This is a genomic window from Stetteria hydrogenophila (assembly GCF_054657575.1).
Genome location: NZ_BAAHYL010000002.1, coordinates 162,005 through 175,963, shown reverse-complemented (window position 1 = coordinate 175,963; position 13,959 = coordinate 162,005). Strand labels below are relative to the sequence as shown.

The window sequence follows — 13,959 nt, the reverse complement described above, 5'->3', positions numbered from 1 at the left end:
GGCGGTGGTCAAGGCGCTCATCGTGGCGGGATCCGCCCGGGAGGCCGGGGAGGCCCTGGGCTCGGTCGAGGCCGAGCCCGTCGTCCTAGCCTACGGCGAGGCGGCCGGGGAGGCGGGGGAGATAGCAGGGTACGGCGCAGTGGTCCACAGGCTCCAGGCGGAGAGCCCGGAGCTGGTGTTCGAGGCCGCGAGGAGGCTCTTCGAGGAGGTTAAGCCCGACCTCGTGCTGGGCCCTTCGACTAGGAACGCTAGGGACGCCCTCTCCAGGCTCGCCGGCCTCTACGACCTGCCGATGGCCACCGACGTGGTCGAGCTGAGCGTTGGAGGGGGCTTCGTCACGTACAAGAGGAGCATCCTGAGCGGCAGGGTGGCCGTGACGGAGAGGGCCCCCCTCCCCGCCGTGTTGCTCCTGGCTCGGGGGAGGTTCAAGCCGCCCGAGGGGAGGGGCGGGGGCCGGGTCGAGGAGCTGGGGCTTGAAGCCGAGCCCAGGGTTAGGGTGGTCGAGGTTAGGGAGAAGCAGCCGGGCGGCCCCGACTTGGAGGGAGCCGAGGTAATAGTGGGCGTGGGCAGGGGGTTCAGGAGCAGGGAGGACCTCAAACTCGCCTTCGAACTCGCGGAGCTCCTAGGAGGCCAGGTAGCCTGCTCGAGGCCCATCGCCGCGGACCTCAAGTGGCTCAGCGAGGACCGCTGGGTCGGGCTGAGCGGGAGGAAGGTCGCCCCGAAGCTATACATCGCCGTAGGGATAAGCGGCGCCCCCCAGCACGTCGCCGGCATAACGGGCGCCAGGGTGGTCGTCGCCATAAACAAGGATAGGAACGCCCCGATATTCAGACACGCCGATTACGGCGTAGTGGCGGACCTATACGAGTTCCTCCCCGTGCTGGCTAGGAAGATAAAGGAGAGGAGGGGCTAAACTAGCCTTAAGTCTCTTTATCCAGCCACGTCCGGGGTGGCGGGGGAGGAGGGCAAGCCGTGGCTGCTGAAGGCTCGGAGCTCATGCTAGAGGTTATGAGGCACGTGCCCGAGAACCCTCAGCTGGGCGTCGTGGCTGGCCTGGGCTTGATCCTGCTCCTAGTGCTCTTCCTCCCCTTCAAGTCCAGCAAGGTTGAGAGGAACCTCGAGCCGTTCTTCCTCGTAATGGGGCTACTGGCGCTCGCGATCGACATCGCAACGGGGGTGATAAGGGGAGGCGAGCTGGTCAAGGCTATATTCAAGAGCGCCGCCATCACGCCCCTGAGCATCTCGGGCCTCCCCATCGGGATAACCCAGGTGGTCTTCCTCGCGGGCCTGGCCTTCTACTTCTTCAACCGCAGGCTCCAGAGCATGGTTAACGGCTTCGCCGAGCGCTGGGGGCTCCCAGTCCTCGCCTTCACGATAACGTTCGTGCTCGGCTCCGTCTCCAGCCTGATAAGCGTGATAGTGGCGGCCGTTATACTCGCTGAGGTGGCGGCGGTCCTCAGGGTCGAGAGGAGGGCTAAGATAGAGTTCGTGGTCATAGCCTCCTTCGCCCTGGGGTTGGGGGCCGCCCTCACGCCGGTGGGCGAGCCCCTCTCGACGATAGTGATCTCCAAGCTCGGCGCCCCCTTCGATTACCTCTTCAGGCTCCTGGGAGCCTACATCCTGCCGGCCCTGCTGGCCCTCTCGCTTTATGCCGCCTACAGGATGAGGGGCGTGAAGCCCGCCGCCGTCGCCTCCTCCGCGAGGTCCGAGGGCTTGAGGGAAGTCGCCTTGAGGGCGGTTAAGGTCTACATGTTCGTTGCCGCCCTGGAGCTGCTCGGGACGAGCCTGGTGCCCTTAACGGTTTGGTACTTCTCCAGGATGCCGGAGTGGATGCTCTACTGGGTCAACACGGTGAGCGCCGTGGTCGACAACGCGACCCTGGCAGCGGCGGAGATCTCGCCCCTCATGACGCCGGAGCAGGTGAGGAGCGCGCTCATGTCCCTCCTCATCAGCGGGGGCATGCTGATACCCGGGAACATACCCAACATCGTGGCGGCTGGGAGGCTGGAGATAAGCGCCGAGGAGTGGGCCCGGGTTGGGGTGCCGATAGGCGTGGCGCTGCTAATCGTCTTCTTCATAGTGCTCCACGTCCTAGGGATTCACGTCTCCCTCTAGAACTCCGGCCTCCCTGAGCTGCTCCAGCACGTACCTCCTAATCTCCACGACGCCCGGCAGCTCCCTCACGAGCACTCCCCGATCCAGGTACTTGACGAGCATCGGCCTGGCCTCTCCGCCGGGGCACTTGGGAGCCTCGCTCCCCCAGGGGAGGACGTAGTCCTCCAGCACCCTGCACCTGTAGAGCTGCTTCGCCCCGGGGAGTTTGCCCCTCTTCGCAACCGGCACCCACCCGTCGCCCCTGTCGACTTCGACAATGTCCATGCTGATGTCGACGCTTGGCGGCGCGGCGATGCTCGTCCCCACGCCGAAGCCGTCCGCGACGTCCCTCAGCTCCGCTATGGTGTCCTCGTCGATCCCGCCGCTCACGAATATCTTGACGTGCTTGTACCCGTGGAGGTCGAGGGTCCACCTGACCTCCTCCACTATATCCCTCATGTTGCCCCTCCTGCTCCCCGGAGTGTCGAGCCTCACCCCGGCCAACTCCTCCCCCAGGGCCCTCGCGGCCATCAGCGACTCCACCCTCTCGTCGTAGAACGTGTCCGCCAGCGCAATCACCGGTGTCTCGCCGGCGAACCTCTCAGCGAACGCCTTCCAAGCCTTAACCTGGTCGCCTACGACTATTATCAGGGCATGGGGCATAGTGCCGGTGGGCTTTACCCCCAGGTACCTGCCCGCGGCCAGGCCGCTGACACCGTCGACGCCGCCAATGTAGGCCGCCCTATCAGCCGCGGGCGCCACGGCTGGGTGGAGGGCCCTCAAGCCGAAGAAGAGCACGGTCTTCCCGCCCGCCGCCGCCTTCACCCTCGCCGCCTTCGTGGCGATGCTAGTGGAGAACCTGAGCACGCCCAGGAGCGCGGTCTCGAGCAGTGCGAAGTCGACGTAGCGGCCCTCGATGAGCATGAGCGGCTCCTTCCTCTTGAAGAGCGTCCCCTCGGGGAGGGCGTAGACCGTCACAGGCCTGCCCTTCAGCAGCGCCAGCGCCTCCTCCAGCCCCGCGAAGACCGCCCACTCGTACCCCCTAGGAAGCGAGTAGGCGTGGACCTCCGCGCGCACCCTCACATCCTCCAGGCCCAGGTGCTTGATCGCCTCGACCGCCCTGGAGAAGTAGATGTCAGCCGTGCCGCCCTCCCTGATCTCGTCGGGCGACGCCGCGTAGAGCCTCGGCTCACCCATGCAGGCCATCCCCCCGCCGTGGGATTGAGAGGTTCCAGGGATCCTAAAGAGTAGCGTGTACACGGGGCTTCATGGCTTTTGAAGCAATAATACCGCCCAGGGGGGATCCCTCAGGCTAGTGAGGGATGATGGCACTATGGCTGAGCTCTTGTCGGAGACTGTGGAGGTGAGGACTTCTAGGCGCGTCGAGGTCATCGACATAACGCGGCCCGTCGAGGAGTTCGCCTCGAGGGTTGGCGGCTCGGGGATCCTGGTGGTTAAGGTGCCCCACACGACCGCCGCTGTGACGGTGAACGAGGCGGAGCCAGGCCTGATGGAGGACATAGCTGAGGCGCTCCTCAAGCTGGCGCCCATCGACTACCCCTGGAGGCATAACAGGATCGACAACAACGCCCACGCCCACATAGCGGCCTCCATAATGGGGGACTCCCGCGTCGTCCCAGTGGTTAACGGGAGGCTCGTGCTCGGCACGTGGCAGAGGATACTGCTCGTCGAGCTAGACGGCCCCCGGAGGCGCAGGGTGAGCCTCTACTACATGAAAGCCGGCGATTAACCCCTGAGCGCCGGGGCGGCCCCGGGCTCGGCGCGCTTTAACCCGTTTACTAGCCGGCCCCGTGGAGGGCTAGGCGCGGCGGGATGAGGAGCACCTCGACCCTGTAGGGGAGCCCCTAGCCCTGGGGGCCGTGACTTAGTGGCGGCTGACCGACCCGCCCGCTAGGGGTGCGAGTGGTTGGAGGGGTTCCCGTACGACGAGTTCAGGCCCGGCCAGGCTGAGGCTGCTAAGGCGGTCGAGGAGGCCGTCAGGGAGGGAGTGGTGTTGGCGCTGCGGGCCCCGACGGGGTTCGGGAAGACCGCCGCGGTTATCTACGGCCTGCTCCGCGCCGGGGCCGAGCGGGTGCTCTGGGCGGTTAGGACGGTTAACGAGATAGACCCCGTCCTGAGGGAGTTGAAGGCTTTCAAGGCGAGGTACACTTTCCTCTTCAGCGCCCGCAGGAGCTGCCCGCTCCTCAAGGGCTCGGAGATGAGCAGCGAGGAGTTCTGGGCGGCGTGCAGGCTCGCCAGGCTCCGGGGGGAGTGCAGCTACTACGCAAGGCTAGGCGAGGTCGAGGCGAGGGAGGTTGAGGAGTACGTTAGGAGCCACTACAGCATCCACGCAACGGAGGTGGCGAGGGACCTCGCCAGGCACCTCCACGTCTGCCCGTTCTTCGCGCTCAAAGCGCTCGCCGCGGACGCCCAGTTCATCGTGGTGACCTACCCGTACGTGTTCAGGGAGGACATTAGGGAGACCGCCCTAGACCCCTTGGGGATCGAGGACTTCGTGCTCGTGGTGGACGAGGCCCACAGCCTAGTGAACGCCCACACCATGGCGGAGGCCAGGCTCGCCCTCGACGACCTCTCCAAGGCGATCGACGAGATGGTGGCCGCCGGCTACAAGGGGGAGGCGACGGAGTTCCTCGGCAAGCTCCTAGCCGAGCTGAAGAGGCGCGGCCGCCCCCGGGAGGCGGTGCTGCTCGACAAGGAGAAGCTGCTCCAGGGCGTCGACGGGGTCCTGGACGACCTGGAGGCGATAGCGGAGGACATACTCTCCAAGAAGCTGATGGAGGCCCTCACGGGCGGAGGGGGGTTCAGGTCCTACACGCTCAGGCTGGCGAAGTGGCTCAGGAGGGCGGCGGACGAGGCGTCCAAGCTCTTCCTCGACGTGGACGAGAGGGGGAGGGTGGTGGTTAAGGCGATGCCCGTCGACCCGGCCCGGGTCGCCAGGGATCCCCTGGAGAGGGCCAGGGCCGTGGTGCTCATGAGCGGCACCCTCCCCCCGAGCGGCTTCGTCGCCGAGGTCCTGGGGGTCGCGAGGAAGACGGTGGAGTTCGACGTCGAGGCGGCGGGCTTCAAGGCGTCGAGGAGCTACGTCGCCATCGTCGCCAGGGACGTGACGACCAGGTTCACCGAGAGGAGCCCGGGGATGTACAGGAGGATTGCAGAGTACGTCGCGGTGGCTGCAAGGATCCTGCCGGGGGCCAAGCTCGCCGTCTACCCCAGCTACGACGTCATGAGGGAGGTGGTTGAAAGGCTGCCCGTCGACATAGACCTGGTCGCGGAGAACCCCTCCACTGACCTCGCGGGGGTGAGGCGCAGGATCCTCGAGAACCCCGGGATCCTCGTGAACGCAGTGGCGGGCGGGAAGCTCGTGGAGGGCGTCGAGTTCACCGACTACGAGGGGCGGAACCTGCTCCACACCGTCATACTAGTAGGCGTCCCCTTCCCCCAGCCGGACGTGTACACCAGGGAGTACCAGCAAGCCCTCGCCGCGAGGCTGGGCAGGTCGAAGGCACGCTTCTACGCCTACGAGATCCAAGCCTACATAAGAGCCGCCCAGGCGCTCGGCAGGGCGATAAGGAGCCCCAGCGACAGGGCAGTCTACATACTCCTAGACCACCGCTACCTCCAGAGGAGGCTGAAGCTCCTCCTGAAGCTGAGGTACAACAGGGTAGTCGGGAGCCCCGACGAGCTCGCCAACGTCCTGGAGAAGGTTAAAGCCGTGATAGCCGGCGGGGCCCAGCAGGTATAGGCTCGCCTGGTCCCCCAGGTAGCCCTCCCAGCGTTCTAGCCTGCTCAGGCTATAACAAGCCCGGCGCCCCTCCTCCCGGGGTGTCGGGGAGGCCCTTGCCCTCGGTGGTGCTCGCGGGGGACGCGGTGCTAAACGAGCACGGGGAGCAGGTTGGGGAGTACGTCGTCGTCGAGAATGGTCGGGTGTCCAGGACGGGCTCGGGCTCGCCCCCTCCCGGCTCCGTGAGGCTCGGCGGCTACCTCTTCCCCGCCTTCATAGACGCGCACGCCCACCCAGCCGGCCTGGGCCTGGCCCTCTCGGGCGCGGACTTGAGGGGCTCGAGGAGCGCTGTGGAGGTTGCAAGGAGGCTCGCCGCCACGCGGGGGCCCATAGCCTACGGGAGGGGGTGGGACCAGGAGGCCTTCGACGACCCGGGCAGGCTCCCTGATAGGAGGCTACTCGACGCCGCTGTCCCGGATAGGCCTGCGGTGGCGGTCAGGGTCTGCGGCCACCTGGCGGTCGCTAACACCCTCGCCCTCGAGGCTGCGAGGCCCTGGGAGCGGTACCCCGGCCTCGTGGACAGGGGGAGGGGGATCCTCCTCGAGGACGCCGTAGGCTACACCGTCGAGAGGCTCATGGCTAGAGTCGACGTGGAGCCGCTCGTGAGGACTGCTCTTGAGAGGCTCGCCGGCGTCGGCGTGGGCGGCGTCTCGGCCATGGCGTGCACGGCCAGGGAGGCTGAGGCGCTCGCGTCGCTCGATGAGAGGGGGGCGCTGAGGGTGAGGGTCGCCTGCTACCCCGCTCCAGGGGAGCTTGAGGGCGCCGCCGGGATCCTCTCCCGGAGGCGGCTGGGGATGGTGGGCCTGGTTGGCGTCAAGTTATTCGCGGACGGCAGCCTGGGGGCCAGGACGGCGAGGCTCAGGGAGGACTACCACGACGCCCCCGGCTCGAGGGGCGTGCTCCTCCTCGACTCCAGGAAGCTGGCCGAGTGGGCTAGGAGAGCCTCCAGCATGGGGCTCAGGCTGGCCGTTCATGCTATAGGGGACGAGGCCCTCGACCACGTGATCGAGGGCTTCAACCGGGCAGGCGGTGTGGAGGGCTTCAGGGTGGAGCACGCCAGCCTCGTCCACGACGGCCAAGTCAAGGCCCTGGCAGCCCTCGGGGTCTACGCGGTGATGCAGCCCCGCTTCAGGGTGTCCGACTGGTGGATCGATAAGCGCCTCGGGCCGGGGAGGGTGAGGCTCGCCTACAGGCTCGCCAGCCTCCCCAGGGGTGGCGTGCCGGTGGCGCTCTCGACGGACACGCCGGTCGAGCCCCCGGAGCCCTGGGAGACGCTCTCCGCAGCCGTGGGCCTCTGCAGCCAGCCCGCGTGCACGCCCGGGGAGAGCCTGACGCCGAGGGAGGCGTTCACCGCCTACACGAGGACGGCTGCGAGCGCCTCGGGCGGCCCCCTCGCCGGGACCGGGACGCTCGAGAGGGGGGCCCCGGCGTTGATAGCCTGGAGCCCTTCGAGCCCCCTCGAGCCGGGGTGGAGGGGGCCTGCGCGGCTAGTCTACCCGCCGGGGTCCTAGGAGATGGTGGATGGTATGTCGTAGTGGCCGGTGAGCGGCGTGCTCGTGTGGGCGAGGACGTAGCCCTCCTTGAAGACGTGGGAGAGCACCACCATCCTCCTGTCCGGCAGCCTGGGGATGTAGGGCTTGAGCTCGGAGGGCACGTCGAGCTGCTCGGCTATGCTCTTCTCCGTCCTCAGTATGATCTTGGTGTTCGCGAGCTGCACTACTATGTCGTGGAGGTCCCTGGGGCTGTGGGTGGAGAAGACTAGGCCGACCCCCCGGGCCCTCCCCAGCCTGGCGATCTTGGAGACCATGGAGGCGACTTGCCTGCTCGCCTCCCTCTCCTCGGCGCCGCCCTTCTCCTGGGGGAAGAACTGGTGCGCCTCGTCTATAATGATGAGCACGTTGGGGGCCCTCTCCCTGCCCCTGCTGGCCCAGGCCCTGTGCTTCCACTCTATGAGGCTCGCCAGCATCCTGTAGGCGGCCAGCCTCGGCCCCTCGATGGTTGACAGGCTCCTCTCCGCGGCCCACTTCAGGTCGAGCACCACGGGCGCGTCTGAGTCGTGCGCCTCAGAGACTATCGTGCTCCAGCTCGGCTCGCGCAGGATCCAGGCGTTGCCCCCGTCGGTGACTATCACGTCCACTATCCCGGAGTCGAGGAGGCCTGAGAGCCTGCGGTAGAGCGCCTCGAGCGTGCCCCTGTGGGGCCTCGCCTTCTCCAGCGCGTCCAGGTATGCGTCGACGTACTCGTCCAGCCGGGCGGAGAGGCCGTCGATCCTCACGTTGTGGTAGATGTTCTCGTACACGTGCCCGTCGGAGGCGGAGCCGCCCTGGACTATGATGTAGGGCTCGATAGCCTCCACCGCCTGGCTGTGGCCCTCCTCCCGCGTGAACCCCCGGGACTTGGAGGCCTCGAGGTAGACGCGGGCCGAGGCGTAGAGGGCCTGGAGGGGCCCGGGGTCCCCTAGGGCCCGGGCCACGCTCCTCCTGAGCCTCCTCAGCAGGTCCATCGAGTGGGGCGTGAGCCCCGGCATGAGGCCCAGCAGGCTGTCGCTCGGCAGCCTGGGCGTGTCGATGGTGTAGACGAAGATGGTGAGCTTGAAGGGGAGGCCTGTGATGGCGCAGGAGAGCGAGCCGTCGGCCCCCCTCTTCACCCTAACGCTCCCCGCATCCACCCCCACGCCGGTGAGGGGCTCGAGGGACTCCCGGTAGTACCTCAGCGCGGCGTGGACCGCTACGTCCTCCGGGGCGGCGTAGCCGTCCTCCACAGCCTCCAGCACGTCCTGGGCGGTGAAGGGGACGACTGCTACGAGGCTCTTGGGGTGCTCGACCCCCTTGAAGACCTTCTCCCTCACGACGCCCTCAACGCTGCCCGCGGGGGCCCCCGAGGGGGGTAGGGGGAGCTGGATGAAGTCCTGGTTCATATCCGCAACCACGACGACGGGCCTGGAGTCCCGCGGGATGAGCGAGTAGATCGAGGACACCATGTTCTTCAGGAGCGTGGTCTTGCCGGACCCGGTCGTGCCGATGATTAGGGTGTGCTGGAAGAGCGCCCTCACCTGGAGCCTGACAGGTATGCCTCCGCCCTTCACCAGGCCCCCCGGGGTGGCGAGGGCCCCGAGCGGGATCCCGCTCCTCGGTAGGTCGAGGAGCCTCTCCAGGACCTCAGGCTTCGGGTCGATCACGGGGCTCTGGGGCTCAACGCTCGTGGTGGCAGGCCTCACCTCCCACTCGCCCGGGTCAGCTTCGACAACGAGCTCGCCTAGCACGGTGGTCCTCGTGAGCAGCCCCCGGGGGTCGGGGCTCGTGGAGTAGCTGCTCAGAGGGGGGTCGACGCCTAGGTATGCGAGTTCGTCGCGGCGTATAATGCTTGAGACCCTGACGAGTATCAGGCGGCCGGTCTTCGGGTCCAGGATTGCCAGGTAGTCCCCAACCCTGTGGAAGGGGGCGTCGCTCCTGGAGTAGTAGACGCTCGGGTCGAGCTCGAACTCTACCCGGGCCCCCTCCTCGACCTTGACCTCGCTGTACCTGGAGACCCTGCCCACCACCTCGCCGTAGCGGCCTGCCTCGGCGTAGGCCCGCTCGACTAGCCTCCTGACCCTCTCCTCAACCTCGACCCCGGGGTCCCGGTAGTCTAGTATGCCGCGGCTCTTCTCCAAGCCGCACCAGCCTCCTCGACCAGGCTCTCATAGTCCAGGGGGATGCCTAGGCGCGTCATCTCCTCCGCCAGCAGCCTCTTCAACGCCTTAGAGATCGACTTGGCCCTCTTATCGCTGGCCAGCAGCGGGGTTGGGAGGCGGGATCCCACCGCTATGCTCGCCAGCGAGTAGGCGTGGAGGGGCTCGAGCCCCCACGACCTGAGCCTCTTCAGGCTCTCCTCCGTGTACTCGAGCCTCACTAGCAGCAGCCCCCGGGGGCCGCCGTGCCAGGCGCCCGGGGGGATGGCAAGGTACTCTGCGATCTTCAAGGGGACCCCTGGGAGGCTCGGCTGCCTCACCGCCACCTTCACGGACTTGTAGACCTGGCCCGGCCGCCAGTTGGCGCGGCTCGAGGCAACCACCCTGTGGAGGTAGAACTCGTCGCTCTCCCCCTCAGCGGCGCCACAGGAGCCCCACCTCCCGAGGGCCTTGGAGAGGATCCTGCTCCTCGACAGCCTCTTCACGACCCCTATCACGACGCCCCCGGCCTCCTCGACCCTCCTAACGGCTTCAACCCTCCGCGCCACCAGCTCCCTCCACGCCTCCCTAACCCCCGCCGGAGCCCCCGGGTCGGCGAGAGCCCCCGGGACCGTGAAGAGGGGGCCGTCAACGAAAACCACGAGCCTCCGCTGGCGCCCCGGGGCCAGGGAGGGGGCCGCGCTTATCGCCCAGTTCTCAAGCTCAACCCTGGCCTCGTCCAGGGCCTGGGCTATGCTGTAGTCCCTGTCGTACGCGATGCCCGCCGGGTTCCTGGCCGTGACCCCCTCGGGGAGCTCTGGGAGCAGGGGTTCAGCCCTGTTCGGGAGTATCCTGATAAATGGGGGCCCCCTGGGGATGGGGGCTTTGTACTCGTAGACCGGGGGCCAGTCGGCCAGCTCTGCGGCGCCGCAGCCCGAGAGGCTTACCGCGGCCACCACCACGCTCGCAACCGCGGCCTCGACCGAGCGGGAGCTGGAGTCGACGCCCAGGAAGCACGGCCTGGAGCCGAGGCCGTCGGCCTGGCCGTTGAGGGGGAGGGGGTTGACGGCCCTGAGGGGCCTCGGGGAGCTCTCGTAGACGTAAGCCTCAGCGATGCCCAGGTCCTCCGCGGGGGCCCGGAGCCCCGCAAGCTCGTCGAGCCTCAGGATGCTCGGCGACGCCCAGCCGCTGCCGTTGACTAGCGACATCATCGACTTCACGGTCTCCAGCGCTGCCGACGCTATCTCCGTGAACGCCAACGAATCCACACCCTGAAGCCGGGGCTGCCCGCTAACCCCGTTGCGGCTCTTTTCATCATAAAAAGGGGCCGGTAATACCATTTAGCCCTTGTAACAGGGGGTCAACCCCCCCGCTTAGCTGGGAGTACTCCAGGCCTACGCCGGCACGCCTCGTGGGGCTTCGCCCTTGAACAATTTTTACACTCGACGGAGCCGAGTCCATGCCCAGGCCTGTGAGGAGATGCCCGCATTGCTGAGGCTTAACCGTGAAGAAGTGCGCCCTGCCCGAGGCCCGCCGCGTGGCTGAGTGCTTACCCAAATTAGCGCGGCGCCCTGGTTCGAGTGTTTCCCGGGTGCGCTGCTAGTGCCCGGCCTTGTGGGCGTCGTCGTGAAGCCGGGGGACAGGGCGGCGGGAGAGGCTGCGGAGCGCGTTATAAGGAGGCTTGCGGAGCGCGGCGTCGATTTCGCGGTTGAGGAGGACTCGGCGAGGGTGTACGAGGGGCTCCGGGGCTACCCCACGTTCAGGCTCGACCGCGACCCCCCGGGCAGGGTCATAGTCGTTGGCGGCGACGGCACGCTGCTCAGGACCGCAATGAAGCTGGCCGACCCGGGGAGGGTCCTGCTCATGGCGGTGCGCGCGGGGAAGAGGGGGTTCCTCCTCGACGTCGAGCCGCACGAGGTAGAGGAGAGGGTCGACGACTTCCTAGAGGGAAGGTTCAGAGTCGTGGAGTACCCCAGGCTCCAGCCGAGCACCCCCGACGCAGGCGAAGCCCTCCCCTGCGCGTTGAACGACGTGGCCTTCGTCGCCCAGAAGGCCAGGCTCGCCAGCCTAACAGTCTACGCGGACGGCGAGAAAATCTACAACATAGACGGAGACGGAGTAGTAGTAGCCACAACCGTGGGCTCAACAGCCTACAGCCTAAGCGCCGGAGGCCCCATAATCGACCCAAGACTAGACGCCCACGTAGTAACCCCCCTAAACCCCGTCCAGCTATTCCTACGCTCAGTCGTACTACCACCCACCGTCACAATTGAAGTCGAGGTGAAGCCCCACAGCCATCCAGTGTATATGTCGATAGACGGCCAACACCTTGAGGAGCCAAAGCCTGGAAGCTTAGTGAGGATCGAGAGATGCAGCCGGGGAATACGCATAGCCAGATTCCACGACCACCGAGGGCACTACCAGCGACTCTTGGAGAGACTACTCCAGTACTGGTAATACCCGGTTAACTCCCTGGCCCTCAGAGCGACCGAAAGAACGCCTCAAAGGCCCCCGCCGGCCTCGGCCGGGGATCCTCTCCTCACCTTTCAATTCTATCGCGGAGATACGTTACACCGCTTTATCTTTACGGTGATGCCTGGTTTGAGTTCTTCTCTTTCAATTCTATTGTGGAGATACTGTTCAAGGCCGCCATTCAAGGTTTACATCAACTCTATCCCTTAGATACTCATCCGCTCCTTTAATCGTGTCTATGCAGATACTTCAGGGCCCGCGCGGGGCCCTCCCCTACCAGCCGTTTATGGCCATTAAGCACTTCCGGTGGTTAAATACCTTGCCTCCTTGACGTGTATGCATTCCCCGGTGGATCCGGGAATAATAGTGAAGGGTTTGGATTGTTCTTGGTTTTGGCTGGCAGAGGTTGTGGAATGGGCTTGCTTGTTGTTAGGTGTGGAGTAGTGCGAATTGGGAGAGTCCCGGGGGCTTTGTTGGTCTATTCTATTCTATTATTTCGGTTTTGCCTTCCTCTAGGGTTGCTTGGGCTGCTTTCTTGGCTCTTCTGGCCATTTTGACTGCGGCTTCGACGGCGCGTCTGGCGTATTCTTCTGCGCGCTCGATTGCCTGCATCCTGGTGGCTCCGGGGCCTATGATGCCTAGCGTGACGGGTTTCCCGTGTTCTATTGCGAGGTCGAGTATTTTCCTCGCGGCTTGGTGGGCTACTACTTCGTCGTGCTTCGTCTCGCCCTGGATTACCGCCCCTATTACGGCGACGGCGTCCACTGCGTCGCTGCGGAGGAGTTGGGCGACTGCGAAGGGGGCGTCGAAGCTCCCGGGGACCCGGTAGACTGCGACCACCTCCGCGCCGAGGAACCTGGCGTGGCTCAGGGCCTTCTCCTCCATCACCCTGGTCACGTCGTAGTTGAACTCCGAGACCACGAGGGCCAGCCTGACCTTCACCAGCCGGCACCCGCGGGGCTGGTGGGGGCTGGGATTGTAAAATATTCGAGCCGGCCGCCGCGGCTGGGTGGGGCTTGAGGGCGTGCTGTTGGGAGTGCGCCTTACTCTCAGCGTGCCCCTGGGAAGTGCTGCGGGTCGGGGTGTGTCGCCTTGGGTGGGTACAGGATCCTGGTCACGAATGATGACGGAATCTACAGTCCGGGGTTGAGGCTCCTCTACGAGGCCCTCAGGGGCCTTGGCGTGGTCCGGGTTCTCGCCCCGGAGACTCCGAAGAGCTCGAGCGGGCTGGGGATAACGCTCCACAAGCCTTTGAGGATTGAGAAGTACAAGCTCTGGGGCGACGTCGAGGTCTACGCCACGAACGGGACGCCGAGCGACACGGTCTACATGGCGGTGAACCTGCTCGAGGAGAGCTTCGACCTGGTGGCGAGCGGGGTTAACATCGGGGACAACACCAGCATTCAAGTCATACTGTCGAGCGGCACGGTGGGTGCGGCGGCGCAGGCGGCCCTCCTCGGCATCAAGGCCGTAGCCTTCTCGGCAGCGGTCGACGAGCCCGAGCAGCTCTCCGGCGACTACGCTTCGAGGGTGAGGGAGGCTTCGAGGGTGATAGCGGAGTGGGTGCTCGAGAACGGGCTCCCCGAAGAGGTCGACGTCCTCAACGTGAACTACCCTCCCCCCAGCAAGTGGAGCGGGCTAGTCGAGGTGGCCCCACCGGCAAGGCTGCGCTACCTCCAGAAGGTGACCGAGAACGTCGACCCCCGGGGGAAGAGGTACTACTGGCTCTACGGCGAGCCCCTGGAGCCGGAGAAGGACACCGACGTCTACGCGGTCTACGTCAAGGGGGCGGTGACGCTGACACCCCTAAGCCTTAACCTAACACTCCTGAATGGAGCCTACGGGAGGATCCTGAGCGACCTTGAGGGGCTGAGGAAAGAGCTTGTGAGGGTGCTAGGCTAGCACCCAACGCCCCCGCCCGTGAGGCTGAAGGCCCCCTGGA

At 66.1% G+C, this 13,959-nt stretch carries 11 protein-coding genes; 7 read left to right on the top strand and 4 right to left on the bottom strand.

What is annotated here, in order from left to right:
- The first annotated feature begins 4 nt into the window (after nt 1–4).
- Both ACYQ3J_RS04290 and ACYQ3J_RS04285 read left to right on the top strand, forming a co-directional pair.
- Nucleotides 5–913, top strand: coding sequence for an electron transfer flavoprotein subunit alpha/FixB family protein (locus tag ACYQ3J_RS04290; RefSeq protein ID WP_460125112.1), 909 nt, complete (start codon nt 5–7; stop codon nt 911–913).
- 59 nt (nt 914–972) lie between these two features.
- Nucleotides 973–2,115 (top strand): DUF1646 family protein, encoded by a 1,143-nt coding sequence (locus ACYQ3J_RS04285; RefSeq protein ID WP_460125109.1) that lies wholly within the window; start codon nt 973–975, stop codon nt 2,113–2,115.
- Here ACYQ3J_RS04285 and ACYQ3J_RS04280 read toward each other — a convergent pair.
- Entirely contained in the window at nt 2,092–3,291 is a 1,200-nt protein-coding gene (locus tag ACYQ3J_RS04280; protein WP_460125107.1) for a nicotinate phosphoribosyltransferase, read from the bottom strand. The two genes, ACYQ3J_RS04285 and ACYQ3J_RS04280, sit on opposite strands and share 24 nt — an antisense overlap.
- Before the next feature lie 136 nt (nt 3,292–3,427).
- Between ACYQ3J_RS04280 and ACYQ3J_RS04275 the strand changes: the two genes are divergently transcribed.
- From ACYQ3J_RS04275 to ACYQ3J_RS04265, 3 genes are all read left to right on the top strand, one after another.
- The gene (locus ACYQ3J_RS04275) at nt 3,428–3,844 is read left to right on the top strand and encodes a secondary thiamine-phosphate synthase enzyme YjbQ (RefSeq protein ID WP_460125104.1); all 417 of its coding nucleotides are present in this window, start codon (nt 3,428–3,430) and stop codon (nt 3,842–3,844) included.
- Between the two features lie 177 nt (nt 3,845–4,021).
- Nucleotides 4,022–5,857, top strand: coding sequence for an ATP-dependent DNA helicase (locus ACYQ3J_RS04270; RefSeq protein WP_460125102.1), 1,836 nt, complete (start codon nt 4,022–4,024; stop codon nt 5,855–5,857).
- Nucleotides 5,858–5,961: 104 nt separating this feature from the next.
- Nucleotides 5,962–7,407: an amidohydrolase gene (locus tag ACYQ3J_RS04265; protein ID WP_460126207.1), complete on the top strand. Its 1,446-nt coding sequence runs from the start codon at nt 5,962–5,964 to the stop codon at nt 7,405–7,407.
- Here the strand turns inward: ACYQ3J_RS04265 and ACYQ3J_RS04260 are convergent.
- Together ACYQ3J_RS04260 and ACYQ3J_RS04255 are read right to left on the bottom strand one after the other, a co-directional pair.
- On the bottom strand, nt 7,404–9,548 hold the full coding sequence (locus tag ACYQ3J_RS04260; protein WP_460125101.1) for a helicase HerA domain-containing protein: 2,145 nt from the start codon (nt 9,546–9,548) through the stop codon (nt 7,404–7,406). The two genes, ACYQ3J_RS04265 and ACYQ3J_RS04260, sit on opposite strands and share 4 nt — an antisense overlap.
- The gene (locus tag ACYQ3J_RS04255) at nt 9,524–10,804 is read right to left on the bottom strand and encodes a DNA double-strand break repair nuclease NurA (protein WP_460125099.1); all 1,281 of its coding nucleotides are present in this window, start codon (nt 10,802–10,804) and stop codon (nt 9,524–9,526) included. The genes ACYQ3J_RS04260 and ACYQ3J_RS04255 overlap by 25 nt, the downstream gene beginning before the upstream one ends.
- Nucleotides 10,805–11,147: 343 nt before the next feature.
- Here ACYQ3J_RS04255 and ACYQ3J_RS04250 point away from each other — a divergent pair, with 343 nt between their 5' ends.
- Nucleotides 11,148–12,002, top strand: coding sequence for an NAD(+)/NADH kinase (locus tag ACYQ3J_RS04250; protein WP_460125097.1), 855 nt, complete (start codon nt 11,148–11,150; stop codon nt 12,000–12,002).
- Between the two features lie 498 nt (nt 12,003–12,500).
- Here ACYQ3J_RS04250 and ribH read toward each other — a convergent pair whose 3' ends face one another.
- Nucleotides 12,501–12,959 (bottom strand): 6,7-dimethyl-8-ribityllumazine synthase, encoded by a 459-nt coding sequence (gene ribH / locus ACYQ3J_RS04245; protein ID WP_460125094.1) that lies wholly within the window; start codon nt 12,957–12,959, stop codon nt 12,501–12,503.
- Nucleotides 12,960–13,109: 150 nt separating this feature from the next.
- Between ribH and surE the strand changes: the two genes are divergently transcribed.
- Nucleotides 13,110–13,919 carry a 5'/3'-nucleotidase SurE gene (surE, locus tag ACYQ3J_RS04240; protein WP_460125092.1) on the top strand — a complete coding sequence of 270 codons (810 nt, stop codon included), beginning with the start codon at nt 13,110–13,112 and terminating at the stop codon, nt 13,917–13,919.
- The last annotated feature ends 40 nt before the right edge of the window (nt 13,920–13,959 follow it).

Excerpts from the sequence above, each read along its gene's own strand:
- ACYQ3J_RS04280 (WP_460125107.1), bottom strand. The coding sequence starts at position 3,291 with ATGGGTGAGCCGAGGCTCTACGCGGCGTCGCCCGACGAGATCAGGGAG.
- ACYQ3J_RS04275 (WP_460125104.1), top strand. The coding sequence starts at position 3,428 with ATGGCTGAGCTCTTGTCGGAGACTGTGGAGGTGAGGACTTCTAGGCGC.